The sequence below is a fragment of the Legionellales bacterium genome (genome assembly GCA_026125385.1).
GTDB lineage: Bacteria > Pseudomonadota > Gammaproteobacteria > JAHCLG01 > JAHCLG01 > JAHCLG01.
In genome coordinates this window covers 1-24,317 of sequence record JAHCLG010000029.1, presented here as the reverse complement: position 1 = coordinate 24,317, position 24,317 = coordinate 1, and the positions used below count along the sequence as shown (strand labels likewise).

Annotated in this window: 20 protein-coding genes; 13 read left to right on the top strand and 7 right to left on the bottom strand. The window is 38.8% G+C overall.

What is annotated here, in order from left to right; genetic code table 11:
* Window positions 1–12: 12 nt before the first annotated feature.
* From KIT27_10170 to KIT27_10130, 9 genes are all read left to right on the top strand, one after another.
* On the top strand, window positions 13–1,347 hold the full coding sequence (locus tag KIT27_10170) for a UDP-N-acetylmuramoyl-L-alanine--D-glutamate ligase (protein ID MCW5590008.1): 1,335 nt from the start codon (window positions 13–15) through the stop codon (window positions 1,345–1,347).
* A 14-nt stretch (window positions 1,348–1,361) separates the two neighbouring features.
* On the top strand, window positions 1,362–2,525 hold the full coding sequence (gene ftsW / locus KIT27_10165; GenBank protein ID MCW5590007.1) for a putative lipid II flippase FtsW: 1,164 nt from the start codon (window positions 1,362–1,364) through the stop codon (window positions 2,523–2,525).
* A complete protein-coding gene (murG, locus tag KIT27_10160; GenBank protein MCW5590006.1) occupies window positions 2,522–3,601 on the top strand; it encodes an undecaprenyldiphospho-muramoylpentapeptide beta-N-acetylglucosaminyltransferase in 1,080 nt (359 codons plus the stop codon). The genes ftsW and murG overlap by 4 nt, the downstream gene beginning before the upstream one ends.
* Before the next feature lie 13 nt (window positions 3,602–3,614).
* Entirely contained in the window at window positions 3,615–5,006 is a 1,392-nt protein-coding gene (gene murC, locus KIT27_10155; GenBank protein ID MCW5590005.1) for a UDP-N-acetylmuramate--L-alanine ligase, read from the top strand.
* Window positions 5,003–5,956, top strand: coding sequence for a D-alanine--D-alanine ligase (locus tag KIT27_10150; protein ID MCW5590004.1), 954 nt, complete (start codon window positions 5,003–5,005; stop codon window positions 5,954–5,956). The genes murC and KIT27_10150 overlap by 4 nt, the downstream gene beginning before the upstream one ends.
* A 158-nt stretch (window positions 5,957–6,114) precedes the next feature.
* Entirely contained in the window at window positions 6,115–6,852 is a 738-nt protein-coding gene (locus KIT27_10145) for a cell division protein FtsQ/DivIB (protein MCW5590003.1), read from the top strand.
* A gap of 36 nt (window positions 6,853–6,888) precedes the next feature.
* A complete protein-coding gene (gene ftsA / locus KIT27_10140) occupies window positions 6,889–8,124 on the top strand; it encodes a cell division protein FtsA (protein MCW5590002.1) in 1,236 nt (411 codons plus the stop codon).
* 38 nt (window positions 8,125–8,162) lie between these two features.
* A complete protein-coding gene (gene ftsZ / locus KIT27_10135; GenBank protein MCW5590001.1) occupies window positions 8,163–9,329 on the top strand; it encodes a cell division protein FtsZ in 1,167 nt (388 codons plus the stop codon).
* Between the two features lie 196 nt (window positions 9,330–9,525).
* Window positions 9,526–10,584 (top strand): hypothetical protein, encoded by a 1,059-nt coding sequence (locus KIT27_10130; protein MCW5590000.1) that lies wholly within the window; start codon window positions 9,526–9,528, stop codon window positions 10,582–10,584.
* Window positions 10,585–10,665: 81 nt separating this feature from the next.
* On the opposite strand, the gene KIT27_10125 is transcribed toward KIT27_10130, so the two are convergent.
* Entirely contained in the window at window positions 10,666–12,264 is a 1,599-nt protein-coding gene (locus tag KIT27_10125) for an IS1634 family transposase (GenBank protein MCW5589999.1), read from the bottom strand.
* Window positions 12,265–12,739: 475 nt separating this feature from the next.
* Between KIT27_10125 and KIT27_10120 the strand changes: the two genes are divergently transcribed.
* From KIT27_10120 to KIT27_10110, 3 genes are all read left to right on the top strand, one after another.
* On the top strand, window positions 12,740–14,077 hold the full coding sequence (locus tag KIT27_10120) for a hypothetical protein (protein ID MCW5589998.1): 1,338 nt from the start codon (window positions 12,740–12,742) through the stop codon (window positions 14,075–14,077).
* Between the two features lies 1 nt (window position 14,078).
* Window positions 14,079–16,097, top strand: a complete 2,019-nt coding sequence (locus tag KIT27_10115) for a hypothetical protein (GenBank protein MCW5589997.1) — start codon at window positions 14,079–14,081, stop codon at window positions 16,095–16,097.
* A gap of 255 nt (window positions 16,098–16,352) precedes the next feature.
* Complete coding sequence (locus KIT27_10110; GenBank protein MCW5589996.1) at window positions 16,353–17,264, top strand: UDP-3-O-acyl-N-acetylglucosamine deacetylase; 912 nt, start codon at window positions 16,353–16,355, stop codon at window positions 17,262–17,264.
* Window positions 17,265–17,392: 128 nt separating this feature from the next.
* Here the strand turns inward: KIT27_10110 and KIT27_10105 are convergent, their stop codons facing one another.
* From KIT27_10105 to KIT27_10085, 5 genes are all read right to left on the bottom strand, one after another.
* A complete protein-coding gene (locus KIT27_10105) occupies window positions 17,393–17,746 on the bottom strand; it encodes a hypothetical protein (GenBank protein MCW5589995.1) in 354 nt (117 codons plus the stop codon).
* 78 nt (window positions 17,747–17,824) lie between these two features.
* Window positions 17,825–19,681, bottom strand: a complete 1,857-nt coding sequence (locus tag KIT27_10100) for a hypothetical protein (GenBank protein MCW5589994.1) — start codon at window positions 19,679–19,681, stop codon at window positions 17,825–17,827.
* A gap of 305 nt (window positions 19,682–19,986) precedes the next feature.
* Complete coding sequence (gene budA, locus KIT27_10095) at window positions 19,987–20,778, bottom strand: acetolactate decarboxylase (protein MCW5589993.1); 792 nt, start codon at window positions 20,776–20,778, stop codon at window positions 19,987–19,989.
* A 121-nt stretch (window positions 20,779–20,899) separates the two neighbouring features.
* Window positions 20,900–21,337: a FosX/FosE/FosI family fosfomycin resistance hydrolase gene (gene fosX / locus KIT27_10090; GenBank protein MCW5589992.1), complete on the bottom strand. Its 438-nt coding sequence runs from the start codon at window positions 21,335–21,337 to the stop codon at window positions 20,900–20,902.
* A 100-nt stretch (window positions 21,338–21,437) separates the two neighbouring features.
* Window positions 21,438–23,642, bottom strand: a complete 2,205-nt coding sequence (locus tag KIT27_10085; GenBank protein MCW5589991.1) for a hypothetical protein — start codon at window positions 23,640–23,642, stop codon at window positions 21,438–21,440.
* Window positions 23,643–23,873: 231 nt separating this feature from the next.
* On the opposite strand from KIT27_10085, the gene KIT27_10080 reads away from it, so the two are divergent.
* Window positions 23,874–24,014: a hypothetical protein gene (locus tag KIT27_10080; protein MCW5589990.1), complete on the top strand. Its 141-nt coding sequence runs from the start codon at window positions 23,874–23,876 to the stop codon at window positions 24,012–24,014.
* Here the strand turns inward: KIT27_10080 and KIT27_10075 are convergent.
* Window positions 23,986–24,317, bottom strand: a 332-nt coding sequence (locus KIT27_10075) for a hypothetical protein (protein ID MCW5589989.1), incomplete at its 5' end; no start/stop codon positions are given. The two genes, KIT27_10080 and KIT27_10075, sit on opposite strands and share 29 nt — an antisense overlap.

The following is a 24,317-nucleotide window of genomic DNA, read 5'->3' as shown; positions in this document are numbered from 1 at the left end:
AGGTAATTTTCTTTGAACGCCAATAATTATGTGGTACTCGGATTAGGAAAAACTGGGTTATCGATTTGTCGATTTTTAACTAAAAATCATCTGGATTTTGTGGTGATGGATACTCGTGAAAACCCTCCAGGTCTTGCAGAATTCCAGCAACAATTTCCCAATTGTCCTATTTATTTAAATGGTCTTAATGTCGAAATATTAATGCAAGCACAACAAATTATTATTAGTCCTGGGCTTTCTCCCAATTTACCTGAATTAATGGCGTGTCATGCTGTTGGCATTCCCATTATTGGTGATATCGAATTATTTTTACAAATTACCACGACCCCAGTAGTGGCAATTACCGGCACCAATGCTAAAAGTACGGTAACGACGTTAGTTGGAAAAATGGCGGAGCAGGCTGGAATACGGGTAAAAACCGGTGGAAATTTAGGCGTGCCCGTGCTCGATCTATACGAAGAAAATACTGAGCTTTACGTATTAGAAGTTTCCAGTTTTCAATTAGATTCTACCTTTTCATTGCAAGCATTGGCAGCAACCATCTTAAATATTTCGCCCGATCATCTCGATCGCTACGCCAGTTTTGAAGAGTATGTAGCATCTAAGCAACGTATTTATCAGCAAGCACGTCATGTGGTATTTAATCGCGACGATAGTAATACTTGGATTACTAACCCTAACGCTGAGGTGTGGAGTTTTGGAGAAAGCACACCGCAAAATTCCACAGAGTTTGGTTTACGTACGCTACAAGATACGCTTTATTTAGCACGAGGTAACGAGAATTTAATCGCAGTGTCTGAATTACCGTTAGCAGGCTTGCACAATTGGATGAATTATTTGGCGGCATTAGCCTTAGGCAGTGCTATTCAATTACCTGTGGCTGCCATGCTGAAAACACTACGTGAATTTCCAGGATTACCTCATCGGTGTCAACGTGTTGCCGAAATTGATGACGTGGTTTGGTACAATGATTCTAAAGGCACGAATATTGGTGCCACCCAATCGGCATTGAGCGGATTAGGGCATATTTATCGCAAGATTATTTTAATTATGGGAGGACAAGGCAAGGGAGTCGATTTTCGCGACATTAATCCAACGGTGTGTCGTTATGTGACACAGTTAATTTTAATCGGCGAAGATGCGCAATTAATTAGCGCGGCAATAGATGATAAAATTCCCAGACACTTTGCTCGCAGTCTCGACGAAGCCGTAAATATTGCAGCAGAAATAGCACCACCTCACAGTGCCGTTTTATTATCCCCGGCGTGTGCGAGTTTTGATATGTTTCGTAATTATGAACATCGTGGAGAAGTATTTTGTCAGCTGGTAAAACAATTAATTCGATAAATAAACGCCCAAGCATGGCGCGTACTCATCAACGCGGAAAACAATTGCCCGTGCTCTACGATCGCGTATTAATTTTTGCAATTATTGGTTTGATGGGAGTGGGGTTGATGATGGTGGCTTCTGCGTCGATCGTCATTTCGTATAAATTATATAATACGCCTTTCCATTATTTAATTCGACAATCCTTATATTTATCAGCCGGATTAATTTCCGCCTTTATTATTTTACGGATCGAAATTTCAGTTTGGCAAAAAATCAGTCCTTATTTATTATTTGTGTCATTTTTTTTATTAATCGCGGTGCTCATTCCAGGCATTGGACGACGAGTGAATGGCTCGATGCGTTGGATAGGCTTTGGTCCTATTGGCATGCAAATCTCTGAAGTTGTGAAATTAACTATTATTCTTTATTTATCGGGTTATTTATTACGACGAGGTGATGAAGTTAGACAAAATTTTATGGGCTTTCTCAAGCCGATGGCAGTCTTAGGATTAGTGGCTGTCTTATTACTCAAGCAGCCCGATTTTGGTGCAGCCGTCGTTATTATTGTCACGGCTTTAGGTATGATGTTTTTAGCAGGGGTGCGTTTATGGCAGTATCTCGTATTAATTTTGTTAGTGGGAATTGCGTTTGCGGTGTTAGCAATTTCATCTCCGTATCGCATGCAACGTTTAACTGCTTTTTTAAATCCATGGGCTAATCCATTTCAAAGCGGTTATCAACTTACCCAATCCTTAATTGCCTTTGGTCGTGGTGGTTGGTGGGGAGTGGGTTTAGGCGAAAGCGTGCAAAAATTATTTTATTTACCCGAAGCTCATACCGATTTTATTTTCGCAGTATTAGGCGAAGAATTGGGTTTGGTAGGCATGCTTGCGACCATTGGCTTATTTAGCTTATTTATTTTTCGCGCCTTAAACGTTGCGCGCAAAGCACAATTTTTAGAAGAATATTTCTCTGCTTATGTCGCCTATGGCATTGCCTTGTGGATGGGCTTGCAAGTGGTGATTAATATTGGCGTTAATACGGGATTATTACCTACCAAAGGATTAACGTTGCCATTAATCAGTTATGGAGGTAGTAGTGTGGTCGTATTTTGCTGGGCATTAGCGATTTTGCTACGTATCGATCATGAAAATCGTTTACTCACTTATGGTTTTTCCAAAACGAGACGCAAATGACAGAATTATCTAAAGTTTTAATTATGGCCGGAGGCACTGGCGGGCATATTTTTCCAGCACTGGCGATTGCTAAATTATTTATTGCGGAGGGTATTATCGTCTCTTGGCTGGGAAGTGCAGAGGGTATGGAGGCGGAAATTGTCAGCCAACAGGCGATCCCCATCGACTTTATTCAGATTAAAGCGCTACGGGGAAAATCAGTTTGGCAAAAATGTTTGGCACCATTTAAATTAGCTTCTGCGGTTTTACAGGCGAAAAAAATTATTCAACAACGCCAACCGGATTTAGTGATTGGTATGGGGGGCTTTGTCAGTGCACCCGGTGGAATTGCCGCGTGGTTGTTAGGCAAGCCGCTGGTGATCCACGAACAAAATGCGATTGCGGGATTAACCAATCGTATTTTAGCACGTTTGGCTCAAAAAATATTTCAAGCATTTCCCGACGCTTTTCCTAAAAAAATTCCTGTGCAAACAGTTGGCAATCCCGTTCGTCAATCATTAATTAATTTGCCTCATCCTGCTTCTCGCCAATGGTGTGTCAATAATACCTTACATGTTTTAATTTTAGGTGGAAGTCAGGGCGCACATGCGCTTAATCATTGCGTACCACAGGCTTTAGCACAACTCAAGCAACCGATCGAAATTATTCATCAATGCGGTCGACAAGATGAAAAATTTACTCGTGAAATTTATCAAAAGTTATCACTAAATGTCGAAATTAAACCTTTTATTGATGATATGGCAACCGTTTATCGCTGGGCTGATCTGGTGATTTGTCGTGCCGGTGCGCTCACCATTGCCGAATTAATGGCGGTGGGATTACCCAGTATATTAATTCCTTATCCGCACGCTGTAGATGATCATCAAACCTTGAATGCCCAATTTTTAGTGACACAACATGCCGCCTGTATGATCGCACAAGCTGAATTATCCAATGAAAATCTTATTAAAACACTGCTTAGTATGAAAAATGAATTGCCGCAGATGGCAAAACACGCGTATGCTTTAAGACAAGTAGAGGCCGGTGAAATCATTATCGAACAATGTAAGGAGATAGGCAGTGGGCATCATCAGTAGACCTAATTCAGTCATGCGTCGGATTAAAAATATTTTTATGATTGGCATCGGCGGCGCTGGCATGGCAGGCATTGCCGAAGTTTTATTAGCACAAGATTATTCAGTGATGGGATCGGACATGAAAGCAAGTTCGCTTACCCATTATTTAGAAAATTTGGGTGCTAAAATTTTTATTGGTCATCAGCCCCAACACGTCGATGGTGCCGATGTGGTCGTCGTGTCTTCTGCAGTGAAAGACGATAATCCCGAATTAATAGAATCTAAAAAAAAGGGCATTCCAGTGATCCGTCGCGCCGAAATGTTAGCAGAACTGATGCGACGTCAATGCGGAATTGCGATTGCAGGTACTCACGGTAAAACCACCACCACGAGTTTAGTTTCTTCGTTATTAACTGAAGCCGGACTCGATCCCACGTTTGTCATCGGCGGATTATTAAAAAGTATTGGGAGCAATGCTAAGAGTGGAGAAAGCCATTTTTTTGTCGCGGAAGCCGATGAAAGTGATGCTTCATTTTTATATTTAAAACCCACCATGTCGATTGTCACCAATATTGATGCCGATCACATGAGTACCTATCAAGGGAATTTTGAAAAATTAAAACAAACTTTTATTGATTTTTTACAGCATTTACCTTTCTATGGGTTGGCAGTATTATGTTATGATGATCCTCATGTGCGTTCGATCATTCCCAAATTATCGCGACCCATCATCACCTATGGTTTTTCAGCAGACGCCGATATCCAAGCCTTGAATTTTACCCAAGAAGTCACACAATCTCGTTTCGTTGTTAATGCTAAACCATTTCATAAACAATTTCATGTCGTATTAAATTTGCCTGGAAAACACAATGTTTTAAATGCATTAGCGGCCATTACTATCGCTTTAGAAGTGGGCGTGCAAACGGCGTTCATTCAAAAATGTTTAGCGGCATTTTCAGGAGTAGGACGCCGTTTTCAATTATATCCATTAGAAAACGATATATTATTAGTCGATGATTATGGTCATCACCCCACAGAAGTAAACGTCACCATTCAAGCTGCGCGCGCGGCTTGGCCAACACGACGATTAGTGATGGTATTTCAACCTCATCGTTATACCCGTACCCACGATTTATTTAATGATTTTATTAACGTTCTTAGTGAAGTTGATTTATTAATTTTACTGGATGTTTATCCTGCGGGTGAAAAAGTAATACCCGGTGCCGATGGAGAGTCGCTGGCAAAAGCCATTCAAAAAAATCAAAAAGTCAAAATTGTTTTTGTACCACGAGAAATGAATTTAAGTGAAATTTTATTGACTCATTTACAGCCTAATGATGTGGTGATCACCCAAGGCGCTGGCGATATTGGCAGCATGACCCAACATTTTTTACACGATACAGGCAAAAAGGTAGAGCAAGTATGAATAATCGTATTCAAGCATTAGGAAAAATTATTATATTAAGCGGAGGATGGGGCGCGGAACGCGAAATTTCGTTAATGAGCGGACGCGAAGTTCACAAAGCCTTACAATCACTCGACGCAAATTGTGAATTTTTAGATGTTCAGTCACCGCATGACGTCTACGAACACGTGAAAAAAGCACAAGGCGATCGTGTTTTTATTGCTATGCATGGCGAAGATGGTGAGTCAGGATTTATTCAAGCGATTTTACAGGGTTTAAATATTCCCTATACCGGTAGTGGTGTTGCTGCAAGCGCATTAACCTTAGATAAAATTCGTTGTAAATGGCTGTGGCAAGGTGTGGGGTTACCTACACCGGATTTTATGATTTTAGAACATCCACTCAATGTGGATGAAATCATTCAACGTTTAGGATTACCCTTATTTGTAAAACCAGCGTGTAATGGTTCAAGTATTGGGATCAGTAAAGTAAAAACTGCCGCCGAATTAATACCTGCATTCGAATTAGCCAAACAAGGGAATGCCATTGTGTTTGCGGAGAAATTCCTGTGTGATGAATATACCGTTGGCATTATTAATAATGAAACCTTACCTTCAATTAAAATTGAAACACCGCGTGAATTTTACGATTATCAAGCCAAATATTTTTTAGACGATACGGTTTATTTATGTCCCGCAGGTTTAACTGCAAAAGAAGAACACGAAATAACTCAACTGGCATTGCGCGCATTTCAAGCAACAGGTTGTGAAGGGTACGGGCGTGTCGATATCATGCGTGATGAACATAAACAGTTTAAATTAATTGAAATTAATCCTTTACCCGGTTTAACTACTCATAGCTTAGTACCCAAAGCGGCAAGATACATCGGTATTGAATTTCCCGAATTGATTGTCAGAATTTTGGAGCAAACGCAAAAAAACTTTTCCACCAGGCTTAGGCTTAGCCATTAAATCATTAATTCCATGGCAGATAAAATTAGATTTAACTTTCACCTAGATGATTTAATTAATAACGATAAATAAAGAAAAAAATTCAGATTTTTACTTGCCAATGTAATAGTAGAGCTGTCATACTTGTGTGCTGTCGAGGGAGGAAGGTGTGATTGTGGATGCAGTGTCAGTGTGAAGGAAAAGCCAAGCCCATTTTAATCACGTTTATTTTGCTGATAGCGATTGCAATAATCGGTTCTTGGCTGTGGTTAAAAAGCGAAGGGCCTTATGTATTGCCAGTAAAATGGGTAAAAGTTCAAGGTGCTAATTTACCTTCACAACAAGAAGCTGTAAAAAGCGCATTAATTCCATTTGTCACGCAAGGCTTTTTACTCGTTAATGCCACGGGTATTCAACAACGTTTGCAAGATATTCCCTGGGTTGCAGAAGTTTCTGTAAAACGAGAATGGCCAGATACCTTAATCATTGGTGTTCATGAAAAAATTCCGGTTGCGCTTTGGAACGACGATCACATGATTAATCGTCAAGGCGATGTATTTAACATTGAAGATGGGATTGCGACGCAATCGTTTCCAAAACTGTCTGGACCCACTGGATTAAGTGCATTAATCGTTGAACGCTATTTTGTCTTCGCAGATTTATTAAAACCCTTGCATTTACATATTCAAGCGTTACATTTAAGCGCAAGACGTGCTTGGAGTTTAACCTTGGATAACGGAGTAAAAATATTATTAGGTCGCATGCAAGTCACTCAACGCTTGCAGCAATTTATTAAAGTGTATCCGCAGGTGTTAGCACCTAGGATCAATGAAGTGAATTATGTGGATCTACGTTACAATACGGGTTTTGCAGTAGATTGGAAAGATCAATCGCAACAACACCCTGCTGCTACGTAGAGTTGTAAGTAAAATCTTGGCTAGGGAGAGAGATACATGGCCAAAAAACAATCGAAACAATTAATCGTTGCCTTGGATGTGGGAACGTCAAAAGTATTAGCCATTGTGGGTGAAATTATGCCCGATGGGAAAATCGATGTCATTGGGGTGGGCTCGCATCCCTCACGTGGATTAAAACGTGGTGTGGTGGTGAACATCGATGCGACAGTGCAATCCATTCAACGCGCAGCTGAAGAAGCAGAATTAATGGCGGGATGTGAAATCCATTCCGTGTTTACTGGCATTGCCGGTGGACACATACGCAGTTTAAATTCGCATGGTATTGTCGCCATTCGCGAATCGGAAGTTACTCAGCTCGATGTCGATGCCGTGATCGATGCTGCCAAAGCCGTGGCAATTCCTGCTGATCAAAAAATTCTGCATGTCTTACCGCAAGAATTCATCATCGATAATCAGCAAGGCATTCGCGATCCGATTGGCATGTCGGGCGTGCGTTTAGAATCAAAAGTTCACATGGTCACTGGTGCCGTCAGTGCGGCGCAAAATATTGTCAAATGTATTCGTCGCTGTGGCTTAGAAGTGGCCGATATCAGTTTACAACCGTTGGCTTCATCGCATGCGGTATTAACCGACGATGAAAAAGAATTAGGTGTATGTTTAATTGATATTGGTGGTGGTACGACCGATATGGCCGTATTTACCCAAGGAGCTATCCGTCACACCGCGGTTATTCCCATCGCCGGCGATCAAGTCACTAACGATATTGCTGTGGCTTTGCGCACACCCACCCAAAATGCCGAAGACATTAAACGCCGCTATGCTTGTTGTTTAGCGCAATTAGTCAGCCAAAATTTAAAAATTGATATTCCCAGTATTGGTGAACGGCCTGGGCGAGAAATTTCTAGTGTCGCTTTAGCCGAAGTCGTTGAAGCTCGCTACGAAGAATTATTTCGCTTGGTGCATTCTGAATTACGTCGCAGTGGCTTTGAAGATTTAATCGCCTCCGGCTTGGTTATCACTGGCGGTGCTTCACGGGTTAACGGAGCGGTAGAATTAGCGGAGAAAATTTTTAATGTCCCCGTGCGCTTAGGGATCCCTCAACATGTCACTGGCATGTCGGAAGTCATTCAAAACCCTGCTTATGCAACGGGCATTGGTCTATTAATCTACGGTAACGAATTACAACGCGATAATCGATCGCAAGTGTTTGCAGGTCACGGTGTAAAAGGTATTTGGGGCCGAATGAAAAGTTGGTTCCAAGGTAATTTTTAATATGAAATTTTAGTAGTGGACGTCAGGGAGAAGCTCGAATGTTTGAAATAATTGATAATGCAGTTCAACAAAATGCCGTTATTAAAGTCATTGGTGTCGGTGGTGGCGGTGGTAATGCGGTAGAGCATATGTTGGGCGAACAAATTCAAGGTGTGGAATTCATCACCATGAACACTGATGCGCAAGCATTAAAAAAATCCAATGCGCCAAGTTTAATTCAAATCGGTGAAGAAATTACCAAAGGTTTAGGTGCAGGTGCCAATCCTGAAGTCGGTCGTAAATCCGCCGAAGAAGATCGGGAACGCATTCGCTCTGTGTTACAAGGCAGCGATATGGTGTTTATCACCGCGGGTATGGGCGGTGGAACGGGTACAGGTGGTGCTCCTGTGATTGCGCAAATTGCGCGTGAAATGGGTATTTTAACCGTAGCGGTGGTCACGAAACCTTTTTCATTTGAAGGTCGTCAACGTTTAAAAGTCGCTGAACAAGGTATCGCCTTATTAAGCGAATCGGTGGATTCCTTAATTACCATTCCTAATAATAAACTGTTAACTGTGCTTGGAAAAAATATGTCGCTCTTAAATGCCTTTAAAGCAGCGAATAATGTATTGCAAGGCGCAGTTCAAGGCATTGCCGATCTGATCACCCGTCCAGGTTTAATTAACGTCGATTTCGCTGATGTTCGCACGGTTATGTCGGAAATGGGTATGGCGATGATGGGAACAGGACGCGCGAAAGGTGAAAATCGTGCGCGTGAAGCGGCCGAATCCGCTATTCGTAGCCCCTTATTAGAAGACGTCGACTTAAGCGGCGCACGAGGTGTGTTAGTCAATATCACGGCCGGATTAGATATGTCGATTGGGGAATTTGAAGAAGTGGGTGAAGTGGTGAAAGGCTTTACCTCGGAAAATGCAACAGTGGTTGTGGGCACCGTGATTGATCCTGATGTCGAAGATGAATTGCGCGTTACTGTGGTAGTCACGGGGCTTGGACGCGAGCGTTTACAAGCGCGCACAACCAGCTCGATGAATTTCCGCGAAAATACTCGCAACGATGGCACGATGGACTATCAACAACTCGAGCGTCCTACAGTTATTCGTAACAAACGTATTACTAGCACTCCCATTACCGAAGCGACCAGTGAAGATGTCGATTATCTCGATATCCCCGCATTTTTACGTCGCCAAGAAGAAGTTGAACCATAAAAGGGTTGCTCGATGTAATCGCGCGGTCTAGCGCGATGACGAGATCAAAATACCGTGGGTAAATCCTCACGGTATTTTAATCTCAAAGTTTCGCCTTTCCGACAGTTTATTCGCCCAGAAAGTGACTTAAAAAAACGTTCCTACGTTAGTTAAGAATTTTTTGCTGCCAAATTTAGATTTAATCAGGAGCATAGCAATGCAACTCCAACCCCATTTTTTTCGAGAATTTTTGCTAAAAATCTTCCTGGGTATTTTTTTCATGATTTTTCTTTCTACGGCACAAGCGAATATTTTTTATAAACTCTATCGTTTTCCTGAAGATGGGATAACACCTTTTTATCAACCCATCACGCAAGCCAAAAAAAATATTATTTTAATTACCTATATTCTCACATTTATAAAAATAGAAAACGCGCTAGTCAATGCCAAAAAGCGTGGAGTACGTGTGCATGTCATGCTAGAACCTTCTCCTTATTTATCCCAGCATGCCAATGATGAGGCAAAAAAATTGTTGCAGCGAGCGGGCATTTCAATTGAGCTTCCTAACCCACAGTTTGCGTTTACTCATCAAAAAGCCTTGGTGATTGATGATATTGATTCATTCATCATGACCTTTAACTTTACTTTTACCAGTTTTAAGCACGAACGTAATTTTGCGATTGCCACCAACGATCCCGCTATCGCTCGCGAAATTTCGGATTTTTACCAAGCCGATTTAAATCGTCAATCGCCATTTTCAACGCAGACAACATTAGCTTGGAGTCCGTTAAATAGTTATGCACAATTCAAGCGATTTTTTAAAGGCACTAAGAATTCATTGGATTTGTATGTGACGGAATTAAAATCGTGGAGCGTTATCCATCGTTTGGTTTATTTGGCACGCCACGGGGTAAAAGTGCGTATTCTTACTAATCAGAACACCCCGCAAAGTCAATTTTATCCGAGTTGTGGGCTCGTCGGTTTAATTAATGCTGGAGTTAGCTTACATTATTTACCTCAGTATCTCATTCACGCCAAAGCAGGCGTGCGTGATCCTGGGAAAAATACGGCGAAAGCCTATGTCGGCTCGGTGAATTTTACCGATACATCCTTTAATAAAAATCGGGAACTTAGTATTTTCTTGTCTGAGCCTCTGGTGGTTACAGAATTACACGATGATTTTGCAAGTGATTGGAATACCAGCAAACCCTTGCTCATAAGCAAACAGCAAATACGGGAGTGTAGGAAGGGTTCAAGCAACAAAATGTTAGATTAATCTAGACATTTTTAACTTCTCGACTTCGGATCGGATTTTAAAAAAAGTGTTTAATTACAATCAGTTATAATTTTTGAGACTCTACAAAACGGCTTCTTGGCTGAACTTTTTGTGCCACTTGATGTTGAGAGCTTGATACACGGAAATTAATTCCGGGGGCGGATCTTCAAGCAACACATAAGCATTGCGATCGGCGTGATATATTTTTGTCACCCGCATTTGACTTAATAAAAAATGTAATCGGTCGATAGGATAATGTAAATTATTTTTCTTCAATTCAAACTCAACATAGCGAATTAATGCAAGGCTCATATAACAAATTAAAAAATGAGCTCTGATCCTATCGGTGCTGTAGTGAAATACAGGTCTAATTTCCAAATTAGATTTTGCAATGCGAAAGGTTTGCTCTACTTGCCACAATCCACGATAAGTATTTAATATTTCTTTTGGATCACTATTTTCTAAATTCGTCTGAATGCCAAAAAATCCATCAAATTGCTTCTCACGCTCTAATTTATTCCAATCAATTTCTAGTTTGGCACCTTTATTGATTTTTACGTAGGGCTTTTTTAATCGGCTGGTGAGCTGGCTTTTAGCCGTGCTGTTAAGATAGTATTGTATTTTATCGAGCGCCTTTTCTCGTTCATAACCGTCTTTTCTAGCGCGTTTACTGCTGTGAAAGGCGATCAGGGTATCACCCTCGGGTAGTTTGATTGCTTTAGATAAAACAATATCCTCTTGGTTTGAATAGGCTATTTCATATTCTGTTTGGTTAAGTATTTTTTCTTGAATATTTTTTGTAGTATTTTTAATTCTGGCTGAGATGACATAATGTATTTTCCTTTCAGTTAGTGCCGCTAAGTTAATTTTGTTCATCAATGCAGCGTCAGCTACTAAAACGGTTTGATCAATGTTGTAGCGTGTTTTAATTTTTTCAAGAACTGGAATTAAAGTGTGCCCCTCATAACAATTTCCAGGGAATTCTTCATAATCAATGGGTAACCCATGTTTAGTAACAATGACCGCCAACATAATTTGAACATGTTGGCATTTGCCATCTTTTGAAAAGCCAAAATTGCGTAAAGCATCATCAGAATTTGTTTCGAAATAGACGGTGGTTAAATCATAAAACATCACATCAACCGTTTCTTTTTGCGCCGCTAATAGCTCGATTGAATGCTGATAAATCATTTTTTTAGCTTGTTTTATCGTATTTTCTGTTAGTTGATCCATGAGTTTATAAATTGAATCGACATTACACTCAAGATCATAGTCGCGTGATATCATCGCTGTTTTTCTTTTGCTGGCAGGATTGGCAATACGCATAATAATTAAATCATGTAGTTTTTTTAATTCGTGTGGTTTTAAGTTTAGTCTCGAAAATATTTTATTGAAAAACTTACCATAAACATCAGTAAAGCCCGTAATAAATGAGAGACAGGACTTTATATCACGTGGGGATGTTATTTTTAATGTTGCAGCTTTTGGTGAAACTGATAATAGATGCTGTTTATATTCTTCAGCGCGTTGAATGAGTATTTTTAATTCCTCTTCATCACTCGATGCGCCAAAATTTTTAATTAACCGAGGCGTGGAATGTTTGAGTCCAGACTTACGCTCACCCACGATCAATAAAATGGACGTGGTCCCGCCTTTATTTTTCTTTTTCCTAATAAACATGTTGTGTCGCCGTTCATCCTGAATAAGACATATTGTAACCTATTTGTATCATCGTTGCAACTCATCGAGACTCAACAACAAAAAGGCAAAAAAATGCGTAAGGGGTTGTAAATAAACAATTTTTTATCTTTTTTGAAAAATTTCGATCCGAAGTCGAGAAAATCGGGAACTTAGTATTTTCTTGTCTGAGCCTCTGGTGGTTACAGAATTACACGATGATTTTGCAAGTGATTGGAATACCAGCAAACCCTTGCTCATAAGCAAACAGCAAATACGGGAGTGTAGGAAGGGTTCAAGCAACAAAATGTTAGATTAATCTAGACATTTTTAACTTCCCCATCCATACTAATCATGGGATTAAGGTCAATTGATTAATGCTAAATTGGATACTGCGGTGGATAATTTAGTAACGAATGCTTTACGTTTACTACACTTAATCCCATGTAAGTTTTATTCATAAGATCTGTTTTTATTCATGCAACAAACATCACATAATCTTAGCGAGCTCTTAGCCAATAGCGCAGTGTATTTGCGCCAAATTGAATTATTATACGAACGTTATCTAAACCGCAATCTTCTCTTTACGACTCAGCAAGAAGGTGTGCATTTTGCTCAAATATATCAAAATCGCCAGACTTTCAGTAAACTCTTAGCGCAGGAAATTATTGCCCAAACGTATCAGTTTACACCGGCTCGTAAGATAACACTTTTTATCAAAGAAAAACCTCGAATTATTTATCGTTTTGCCGTCAGTGATTTTATTGTGCATGGCGTGCTAGCTTCTTTGTTAATGCAGCGGAGTCAATCTTATATTCATCCTGCAGTGTATTCCTATCAAGCAGGCATAAGCGCTTATGAGGCAGTCGCAGATTTGGCACGGTTTGTGCGACAGCATATTCATTCAACACCAGAAATTAAACAGCGTGGGTTATTCGTATTAAAATCCGATATTGCAGCGTATACCGATAACATCCCTGTGCACGATGATTCGCTATTGTGGAAAATTCTTGAGGACTACTTACAGCATGGTTTTAATGATTTGACACCACAACATATTATCTGGCCGCTGTTAAAACAGTGCATTCGGCCTCACATTCAAAAAAGTTCTGGGGAATTAATCCAAAATACTTTAGGCGTTCCTACCGGATCGCCCATTACCTCATTTTTATATAATCTTTATGCTCATTCGCTCGATAATGCCATGACAGTAAATCAAGAAGGATTTTACGCACGTTATTGTGATGATATTATTTATTTACATGAAAGTTATGATGTTATCCTCACCCAGCGACAAAAACTACAAGAGGCTTTGCAATTATTGCAACTAACCAGTAACACTAAAAAAGAAAAATGCTATTATTTTAATGGTGCTGGCAGAAATTTTCAGGCTAAAACAGTCTGGTCTGGTAAACAATATCTTGATTTTTTAGGTATGCGCGTAACTTTTAAAGGTGAGATTGGTTTAAAGCCAAAACAAGTGCGGATTCTTTTACGAGATATTCGACGGCGAGTATTGGGCACTATCAAACTATTAAGTCACGAAAGTCAAGAGACGCAAGGGGAAATCGTGTGTAAGATGCTAAATAAACTTTTTAATTCGCGCGGAGAATTAGCAAATAAGCAGATCCAAAAAGTACTCACTCTCGTCACCGATCGCGTACAATTAAGAAATTTGGATAAATTAATTGCATTGACAGTGGCAGAAGCACTTACTAAAAAACGCGGAATTATTGCTTTTAATCACATTCCTTATAAAAAAATTCGTCTCGAATGGCAGCTGCAATCTCTGTATCATCAACGCAATAAGGTTTAAAATGCAATTACTCACGCATTGGTTTCAAAAGCACAAAAATAAATCGAGTGATTTTTCTTTAGATAATGCCATTTTAACCAATCGCTTTTTTAATTATGCCTTATATCGCTTACGCTTTTTAATCGCTAATTTTTTCCTCGATACAGTATTACACGTTATAGAGTTTTTCTTTTTAATTAAAGTATTTCCCGTCGCCATTGTCATATTTTTAATTATGTTGCGTGCCAGCAGTTTAATTGTCAATGGATTTTGGTGGGGTGGCCTTGAAATATCACGAGCACGAATTCGGATGTTGCGTAAAACGGCTAATGATTATCAACTGCGTAGCGAAATTAGCTTATGGTTAGGTTTTTCGATTTATCTTGGAGTATTGCTTGTTGGTTTGAGTGTGCTTATACTTTATTTTGGCGCACATTTTCTAAAGCAATATTTTTCCTCGGCAAGCTTATACATTCTGGCAATTGCTGTGCAAATGAGCGCGTCTTTAATTGTTCGCACCTATCATTCCGGCGTTTATGCTTTGCAACGAGTTTATCGTCCGTTTTGGTCAATTGCGTTTAGCAGCATTGCTAATTTTATCATTCTGTTTTCATTATGGCCGTTTGTGAAGTTTTTAGCTTTACCGATTGCAATATTGGTTTCTTCATTATTAAGCTGCGGCTTAACCGCCTATTTCGCTTCCCTAAGTTATAAAAATTTAAAAATAGATATTAAAGTAAACTTAAATGGTTTGAAAATTTTTTCCTTTTTGAAAAAAGTGATTAGCCTCGAATTTTTTTGTGCGGGGTTGGCGTCAACCATGATTAAATTCGATGGGATAATCGTATTGCTGTTTTATAAAAATACATCTGCGCAAACCTCGGCTATGAATAACATCATTATCCTCTTTTTAATTACTATCCCCATTCGCTTTGGCTATGACTGGGCAAAATTATTTTATTTTGATTTTAAAAAATTGCATCAACCCTTATTTTCTCGTATTCGCAACCGTTTTTGTCAGTCCGCATTATTATTTTCGGGCATCCCAGGGATAATCAGTGTGCTCATTATGCTGATTTTGTTTTTGATTGCCTATGGCCATGCCACACTATTTTTTGCAATTCTGATGTTGCCATTTTTTATGCTACGTTCTTTGTTAGCCATTTTACAAATGAAAGCGTTTACGGAACATCGTTATTTAGATGTATTAGCTTGTGGGAGCATCACGGCGGGGATAGTGCTTATAGTTAATCTTGCTGGATTATCGATGGCGAGTGGTTTTATATTATTTAGTTTGTTTCTTCTCGCTTGTTGTTTTTATTTATTTTTTCCTATTTTACCCTTGATTATCGATGAAGGTAATTTTGTGGGCAGTCAGCCGTTAGTTGTCTGGGGGCAGGAAATAGTAAACCAACCACATCCTGTGGCCGTTAAAATAATTCGGCTGCATGGCCATCTTAATCTGCAACAACGGATAATTATATTAAATAAAATCAGTCATATGTTGGGGGGAGCAGGTTTAGCTTCTCGTCTCAGCGAGCGAGAAATTATTTGGTTTGAAAAGATTAATCAGCAGCCAACACGCATCACACTCGCATGGCTTACCCATAATTTATTGGGTTGCGTTGAACGCTTTATAATGGACGCAGAATTTTCCGCTCCACGTGTGGCATTAGAGACCGTATTTGATCGTTTGTCTGTTGAAAAAAACTATCCCTCATCATTGCATGATGCCAACAACATGCCAATTGAGCCAGCGGAGTTAATTGATATGTTTCTTCAACAGTTTCCTGAAGGTTATTATTACGATTTTATTCACGGCACTGGTAATTTAACGCAACAGCATTCTGCGCAGTTTGGCGCCTTAAAGCGGGGCATAAATTTTTTATATCAGTCTAATCTCAACACACCAGGGCAGTATTATTATGGTTCTTTTGTGCATAATAGCGAGTTAACTTTATTGTTCATGGTGCCCAAACGTTATCGCCAAGCTCAGCCTTGGCTGAAACAACTCTGGTACCACAATTTGCGCCAGTTATAAAATTTGAGTGGTCTTGAGGAAAATGTTTATGTCGTGGACTAAGCTTAAATTCTAGGGGTGACATTTCAACATAAGGTGATTATACTTGCCAAACTTTGAGTTGGTATGATGTATTAACTTAAGGAATGACAAGTAGGAAGGGATTGTATGAACGCCACGCTGAATCACTGCTTCTAGGTGAATGATTTATCAATCCGGCACTTGTGTTAAAATGGTCAAAGGATTGTTGGCTTTCTCACAAAAGGCATTGGCACCATGATAAAACAACGCACATTGAAAAACATTATTAAGGCAACGGGAGTTGGAGTACACAGCGGACAAAAAGTCTATTTAACCTTGAGACCCGCACCTGAAAATACCGGCATTATTTTTCGTCGTGTCGATTTAAATCCTGTGGTTGAAATTCCCGCATTAAATGAACATGTCGGTAGCACTGTGATGTCCACCACCTTGGCCGTGAATGGAGTCACTATTGCCACGGTCGAACATTTATTATCGGCCTTCGCAGGTTTAGGGGTAGATAATGCTTATGTCGACCTCACCGCGAATGAAGTACCGATTATGGATGGGAGTGCCGCACCGTTTGTCTTTTTAATTCAATCTGCGGGTATTGCCGAACAAAATGCCTTGAAAAAATTTATAAAAATTAAACGCAAAATTAAAATTCAAGATGGCGATCGTTGGGCGTATATTAAACCTTACGATGGCTTTAAAATCGCTTTTACCATTGAATATGATCATCCAGTATTTCGCCATCGCAATAATCATGTGGCCTTCGATTTTTCAGCGTTATCGTATGTCAAAGAAGTTTCACGCGCGCGCACCTATGGTTTTATGTCGGAATACGAATATTTGCGCGAAAAAAATCTTGCGCTGGGTGGAAGTTTGGATAATGCGATTGTAGTAGATGATTTTCGTATTTTAAACGAAGACGGTTTGCGCTACGACGATGAATTCGTCAAACATAAAATCCTCGATGCCATTGGCGATCTTTATTTATTAGGCTCAAGCATCATCGGCGAATTTGAAGGCTTTAAATCCGGTCACTCACTCAATAACCAATTATTGAAAAAATTACTCGCCACCCCAGACGCTTGGGAATACGTCACCTTTGACGATGTGAAAACAGTACCTGTGGCGTATAGTCGGATGGAATCGCTGGCTTAAAAAAGATTGCAATTGCTGCTCTGCTTAGCGCTGGTTCAAAATTCCCGCACGTGGATCAAAAAACGTTGATTTTGAGTGCTAAGCACAGCAAGAGTAATTGCTTGTATGCTAAACCGAAATAGCGATATTTAAAACGAACCAGGTTTTATTTTATTACCATCACTATTCATTGTAGAGTTATTAGCAATAAATCCGAAAAGGCTTCCAAATAATGCGCCAGTAATGTATCCAGCACTGCCGGTCGGCTCATCTTTGAACGTTTGATACCATCCTATTAATGAAACATAATGAACAACGCTAAACGTGAGATTACCCTGGAAGAAATTTTTTGCGCCGAAATAACCGGCTGTGCCACCCGCAAATGTTGCCGTAGTAAACATCGTCAATTGACGACAAGCGTTCGCCAAAAGACTGGGTTGAGGATTAACATGGGGTGTGATTGGCTGTTGAGTGTGTGCTCTCTGCTGGCGACGGTTTGACATAATGTTTTTCCTATTATATTGAAATCACAAATCCACCAGCACTTTGAATATGCTGGTGGATTGAGCTTAGCTAATTAACTATAATTGCTTTGATGAGGGACTAGGTTTTAGGCTGCTAGAACTACTTGACGAGGAAGAAGAGCTTGCAGTAGTAAGACTAGAACTCGACGACGAAGAACTTCCAGCAGAGGTACTAGTGTTTGATGTGCTAAATGAGCCAAACGTAGCTGTATAGTGGGCAATGCGAGACAAAGAAGATGAGCTTGAGGAGCTACTGGAGCTAGTAGAAGCTGATGAAGAGCTAATTGAGCTACTAACACTTAGATCTGAACCACATGATTTTAATAATGCTTCTATTGCTTCTTCATTTTGTAGTCTTTGTTTTTCTAATTGATCAGAAACAGATTCCATAGTCACAGTATTTTTGCAAATTCCATTGATAATACCTTTCACCTGCAAAGAAGTTAACGTGGAATTATTTAACTCCGTTAAAAAAGTTGAAAATTGAGGCTTCGTAGATAAATGTATCAATTGAGCAGCAGTATTGGGATCTATTCCTTTTGAAGAAATATAAGTTAATACATATGCATCATGGCCAACCGCTGGAGCCATGCTTTTAATGCTGGGAGAAAAAGATTTGGCAGTTAAATATCCTAGAGTATGTTTTCCGTTATCATTTAGTCGTATCTTACCTGTTTCAATGTCCATTACATAGTAAGGTACTGAGGCTGCAGGCTGGGCAATGAAGGAGGGTGATTTGTTAGTTGCTGAATCAACAATAGTGTTTAAAGTAGGCATTAACGGTTGATAACCACGCGCGCTCACGGGTAATTTTACTTTTTTATTTTTGGCAACTTCCACATCGGTTTCAATTACAAATTCAGTTCCTTTTTGGGCGATATCTAGAAATTGTTTATGTAAATCTTTTGTGATTTTACTGTTAACGTCTTCTGAATAGGCTTTGGAAAAAGCATCAAAGATGGTTTTTAATTTAGTTAAATCAATATCCACATCATTATTATCAAGCGCATCTATTGTAGCCGCTAATTTATTAAGCGCAGTTTCGCGAACCGCAGAAAGATTTTTAATATCACTTTCTACATCTTCTTGTGTTACTTTTTCGCTAACTTTACGGGGTAACCCAGGTAAAAGTTTTACTAAATGATAAGCTCTAAAATCTCTTTCAGCTTGTACTAATCTTGACTGTTCAAGTTCTTCTTGAGTTAACTCTTTATTGAGAATGGCATTCATAGAGCCCGTGATAAAGCCATGATGAACAGGGAATTCTTTGTCACCTATTTTAACGCTATCTTGTTGACTTTCGGCAATGCTTGCTCTTAAAGCAATTGAACCAAGAGGTACTAGCTCAGTTTCGTGAGCTTTTAAGAGTGCTGATTCGGCAAGAACTCTCTTAAAGCCATTTTCAGTGAAAGATTTTTCAGGTTGAGCATCGGCACCACCTTTATTAACTTTTGCCTGGCCCATAAATCTTACATCATAGGGCATTAGCCATTTTTTATTATGATAAATAGCTACCATTAAGTGAGTGCTGGGATCTTGTTGAAAGAAAAGTTGATGCGTTTGTGTGCGCTTCTTATCAGCATTTTCAAGTGTGGTTGTGTAGCCATCCAGTAGAGCAAATAAATCATCTGGTAGATTAGCCCCGATAAATTTTTCAATGGCTTCTATCTGTTGTTCATTAATTACAATATTTTCATCATTTTCTACTAAATCTTTGATAGCAAGTAGGGCGAATTTATAATAAAAGGCCTGTGCTTTTTCATTTTTAGTTAATTCTTTTTTCTTCAAAAATTCATTTATCTTATCAGATTGTCCAATTGTTACTGTAGTAATTGCCTCTGCAATCATCTCAGTTTTAAGTGCTGTTATGTTTTGTGCTTCTTGTGCTAATTCTGATTCACTACGTTCTGCCATAATTATATCTCCATTATTTTTCAAAAAATATTACATCCGTTTCCTTAATAATTTTCAATCCTTTTGAAAATCCTGACTTAACATTTAAGTCAGTGCGTATCATACTCGATTTCTAAGTAAAAAACACCATAAAATTTAGCGAGGCAGTTAACAGTCGTTCGGTTTTTAAGGCCGATTGATAATTTTACTGTGTGTAATATTTTGCATTGATTTTTTCGCGTTTCGTGTCTTGTTTTTTAATAGAAACAGCGTGCGCGTGTTTAGAAATTAAGGCTCGGTAAATTATCACGGCAGATTTCGATAATCTAATGTAACTGCACACCATCGCCAAAGTTTTTTACAAATAAATCTCGATTATTCTTATCGAGGGCTGTGCTATTTTTAAATGCCTCAGTATTAGGAAACGCAATTTCTAAATTAACTAAAGGCATTAATTCAATCACGGCCGATTTAATTTGAGTTTGTAAAATGTGTCCGCCGGTAGTGCGATCGTCGGTGATAAAATGAATATGATAACCTGGCGTATTCAGTTTGCTTAAATACACCGGATAGAAAAACCCTACTCCATCACCTTTTTTATCGTGTAGTTTAAATAATGCTTGCTTTTCAGCCAGTTTAGTAAAAGAGGGGTAGGGCGGTTTGGCACCGCGAACGGCGCGTAATTGCAAATAAGGATAAAATCCGGTAATGCGAATTGCCCATGGAATATTACGATTCGTGATATGTTGATTCAGTACGTCGATTAATTGTTTATATGAGGTGATGTGATCAACATTAAAATGTTCTGTCGGTTTGAAAAAAGTCACAATTGCATAAGGTGTGGTTTGTGATGGCGGAATAAGATTCATTTTCCCATTAGGAGAAATACGATAAAATTTCCCATCGATGGCAATTAATTCACCATCCATATTATTTACCGAACCAATGCCAAAATCGCCATGTTTTGCCAGCGTGGAAAAATTAACTGCACCCTGAAATAATCCAGCAATTAAGGCATTCACTGTTGAGACTTGATAAACCGTGGCAGCTTGAACTTGAAGGGTTAATATTAAAAATACTGAAAAATATATAAACAAAAACGATTTTATGGTTGACATTGTGTTATTTCCTAATCGTATTTTTTAAAAAATACTAAAGCGTTTAGTCTACGGTGTCAACCTGTTAAATTATTTACCGTGAATTATCTAATTTACGGTAAATTACACGCATGAATAATCATTATGGTACATGCTTGATGACGGAGTCTTGTTGGAGTTGATAAAATGCTAATCGTGTTTCTAAATCACCTGTGTGCAATTCAAATAGATGGTTATCATAATCATAAAAATACAATGATTTTCCCTCTGCTTCGTTGCGCTTACGGTCTTTCAAAATAGTTAAACCATAAGCGCGTATCTTTGCTGCAAATTGTTCGAGTTCATCCGCATTAACCCGTAACGCCACATGATTATATGTTTTTTCAATTGATTCACCTTCCATGATCGCAATCCAAATATCTGCTAAACGAAAAAATTTTTCTTTTGCCAGCGAAAATTTTTTATCGCCACTGCAATAAATTTCGTTGGCTCCTAACACATCTTGAAATATCGCTGCTGTTTTTTCTAAATCTTTGCAGATGAAAGTCAGATGACTTAAGCCTTTCACTTGGAGAGTCATGGATTAATCCTTATGTTACGTTGGTAGCCAATAAATAATCGCCTATTTTTTTATGAGGAGTCAATTCTTAAAAAAATGCTGGAGACAGTTCTTTTTATATTCATGGACAATCCGGGGCTTTACGTTTTCTTGTGGACATTGTTGTTTTTGGGTTACTATCAGATTTATGCAGCCTTTTATCTAAAGCTATTGAGCCGGACGACGAGGAACAATTTTGAATATTAGGTAATGGGCTATCAAAGAAAGAATTCTTTTGTGAAGTTGAAAGTGTGCCTGTGCTTGTGTTTGCACTTGTGCTTGTACTGAACTCAGTTCGAGTGCTTTGTGGAGAAGCTATAGTTTCTGCTTGGTTAGTTCTAAATAGTCCTATAGATGAAATTAATCTTGAGGTTTTCTCTATCAAGCTAGGCGTTATATTATTCATACTGTGCAGTTCTGCTTGAACCCGACTAAGCTCTTCTTGAACACAATTAAGCTCTGCTTGAGTAGATTCCATCTGCTTTTCAGTCGCGGCAATTTGAATTTCTAAAGTTGTTATTTCTGTCTTATGGCTGGCATTTTGCTTTTCTAGAGTTTCTACTTCTTCAGTAAGTCTAGTGCCAGTATCATTTATCTCCTGCTGTATAGTTGTATTTTTTAGACGATATGCAGCAGTTTCTATTCGTGAGCGTTCTTTATTGGAAATATTTTTTTGAGTACTAATAGATTGAAGTGATGGGTGTGAAGAAAGTTTTTTATTTGCCCTCTCTATACAACTTTTTATGAGTGGATGAGCATATAACGAATTTTTATCATCATGCTCTGAAGATTCTGTAGTACTATCTTGGTCTTCTGGAGGTTCTGGAGAATGATCCACGGGTAATGAGTAAGAAATATTATTGGCATTATTACTGGATGACAAGGTTGAAGAATGAAATGGCCCCCCTCCATCAGCCAATAGGTTATCACTGTTTTCAGTAAGCTCACCTAATGCTTCCCAAACCTCATTATTATCTCTCGAGGCAGCATATGAGTCGTATAGGTTAATCGGATTAAAATTTAAATTACTCCCATTTTGATAGTGTGTTTTTGAATTAATGGGCATGTTTTCCCTTAGAGTTGGTATTGATGTGCTTGAAGATGAGGATGAGGATGAGGATGAGGATATGAGCTGATTTACGCAAACTTTTTTATGTAATGGACCGTTTAAGCAAATTCCCACTTCATTGCCGTCTATTAGGTTAGGCAGTAAAATTTTTATATTGTCCAATTCTGCTTTAGTAAGTTCTAACCTATTTTCAGCCTCACTAAGTCTCGCCATTGAATCAGTTAGTTTTTTCTGACTGTCAGTTTTTTTGCCTGTTAAAATATCATTTTCAGCTTTTAGAGCTTGTTGTTCTGTATCAAGTCCAATGGCTCCTTTGGCTCTAATAATGTCCAAAGCTTTATTTCTTTCTCGATACCTACGGGCTGCTTTAAGATTAAGATTAAGTTTAGGTTCTTGATTTATACCGTGAACATTCTTAAGTTTTCGCCCTCGTTTTTGAGTAGGATGTATTTGGTCTAATATAGTTATACAATTCTTTACGAATGGGCTGTCACTCAGCCTTTGTTTTCTTTTAGGAAGTGAAGAGTCTGTAGTATTATTTTGATCTTGCAGCAGAGGTTGGGCTGGGGTGGGGGAAAGATGGCTGGGGGTTGAATTATCAACTGATGATGAAGAAATATTGCTGCCATTACTGCTGGAAGATAAAGTTGGAAAATTAGAGATGTGTGGTAATGCTGTTATTGAAATAGAACTTTGAAATGGACTGTTTAATTGCGGCATTGAAGAACTAGATAAGCTTACTCCAAAAGGTTTTGCATTAACCATGTTGTGGTTTGTTAAATCAGGACTGTACGAAGATGTGGGATGTGAGGTAAGCGGGGGGGTTAAATAAAGTGGAGAATTTGGGACGGCAGTATCAAGAAGAGCGATCTCATCAGCATAGGTGCTATTAAATAATCCAGTACTTAGTGTTCTAGTAGGAGGTTGAACAAGGTTGTCCAATACTGATGTAAGATCTGTTGATAGACTTCTATCGAGATTTAAGGGGTTCACAGTAGCCTGTTTAAGGGCTTTAAGGTTATCCAAATTTTTTAAAATAGTTTGTATTTCATCCTTGTTTTTGTTATTAAATTCAATGGAAAATACCAGAGCATCATTATTTTTCATTGAACTTAGAATCTCGGTATGTAAGACATCTTGATCATAACTTTCTTTTTCTGTGTGATCTTGAAAGGTTATGGTTAAAATTTTCGTTGGTTCATCGTAGTTGTATTTCATAAAATTACTTTTCTTATTATTAAAGTTGATTTGTGCTTAATTTAAACAGAAACAATGATAAAATACTAGTCACACAGAAGAATAATGAACTACATTTTCTGGTCATCCTCTTAGTCTTCTCTTTGGTTTTATTTAGTAAAGGCATAAAATAAGTAAATAAGACCGGACGGTAAGTCATCCAACTCCCGTATTAACGAAAAAATTACCTAGTTATAATTCTGGAGTGAGACGATGAAATCCATTTTAATTATTAACCCACCGCTGGGGCATTTAAAATTAATAGGAGTTTGGCACAAGGGCGAAACTCCTGCTCAAAATGAATTAATTCATGCTGGCGAAAAAATTATCGATCACCTGCTTTCTCACCCATAGTTCTGCAATCATTCGACTGATGATCGCACACCATCAGCTTGGAGTAAAAATCCACGGCTTCTTTTTCTTGTTGTTGGTTAAGAGTGGGAGTACGAAATTCATAAGTGATGCTATAAAGCTTATTATCATGAGCATCAATCATTAGAATATAGCCGCTGCGATTAAATTGACTACATTCATACGATAAAAAAGAATAATTCACTGCCTGATTTTTAAAGGTAGCCTTAGGAAGGTCGGTAAGTTTGCAGTTAAACTCTTCCAACAATTGATGTTTTTTAGCTTCAGTAAAATAATTTAAATTAT

Bases quoted from the DNA above. Each gene is read 5' to 3' on its own strand.
- ftsA (MCW5590002.1), top strand. From the start codon at position 6,889: ATGGCCAAAAAACAATCGAAACAATTAATCGTTGCCTTGGATGTGGGA.
- ftsW (MCW5590007.1), top strand. From the start codon at position 1,362: ATGGCGCGTACTCATCAACGCGGAAAACAATTGCCCGTGCTCTACGAT.
- KIT27_10145 (MCW5590003.1), top strand. From the start codon at position 6,115: ATGCAGTGTCAGTGTGAAGGAAAAGCCAAGCCCATTTTAATCACGTTT.
- fosX (MCW5589992.1), bottom strand. From the start codon at position 21,337: ATGACTCTCCAAGTGAAAGGCTTAAGTCATCTGACTTTCATCTGCAAA.
- budA (MCW5589993.1), bottom strand. From the start codon at position 20,778: ATGTCAACCATAAAATCGTTTTTGTTTATATATTTTTCAGTATTTTTA.
- murC (MCW5590005.1), top strand. From the start codon at position 3,615: ATGCGTCGGATTAAAAATATTTTTATGATTGGCATCGGCGGCGCTGGC.
- KIT27_10080 (MCW5589990.1), top strand. From the start codon at position 23,874: ATGAAATCCATTTTAATTATTAACCCACCGCTGGGGCATTTAAAATTA.
- ftsZ (MCW5590001.1), top strand. From the start codon at position 8,163: ATGTTTGAAATAATTGATAATGCAGTTCAACAAAATGCCGTTATTAAA.
- KIT27_10115 (MCW5589997.1), top strand. From the start codon at position 14,079: ATGCAATTACTCACGCATTGGTTTCAAAAGCACAAAAATAAATCGAGT.
- KIT27_10120 (MCW5589998.1), top strand. From the start codon at position 12,740: ATGCAACAAACATCACATAATCTTAGCGAGCTCTTAGCCAATAGCGCA.
- KIT27_10100 (MCW5589994.1), bottom strand. From the start codon at position 19,681: ATGGCAGAACGTAGTGAATCAGAATTAGCACAAGAAGCACAAAACATA.
- KIT27_10150 (MCW5590004.1), top strand. From the start codon at position 5,003: ATGAATAATCGTATTCAAGCATTAGGAAAAATTATTATATTAAGCGGA.
- KIT27_10125 (MCW5589999.1), bottom strand. From the start codon at position 12,264: ATGTTTATTAGGAAAAAGAAAAATAAAGGCGGGACCACGTCCATTTTA.
- KIT27_10085 (MCW5589991.1), bottom strand. From the start codon at position 23,642: ATGAAATACAACTACGATGAACCAACGAAAATTTTAACCATAACCTTT.
- KIT27_10110 (MCW5589996.1), top strand. From the start codon at position 16,353: ATGATAAAACAACGCACATTGAAAAACATTATTAAGGCAACGGGAGTT.
- KIT27_10105 (MCW5589995.1), bottom strand. From the start codon at position 17,746: ATGTCAAACCGTCGCCAGCAGAGAGCACACACTCAACAGCCAATCACA.
- murG (MCW5590006.1), top strand. From the start codon at position 2,522: ATGACAGAATTATCTAAAGTTTTAATTATGGCCGGAGGCACTGGCGGG.
- KIT27_10130 (MCW5590000.1), top strand. From the start codon at position 9,526: ATGCAACTCCAACCCCATTTTTTTCGAGAATTTTTGCTAAAAATCTTC.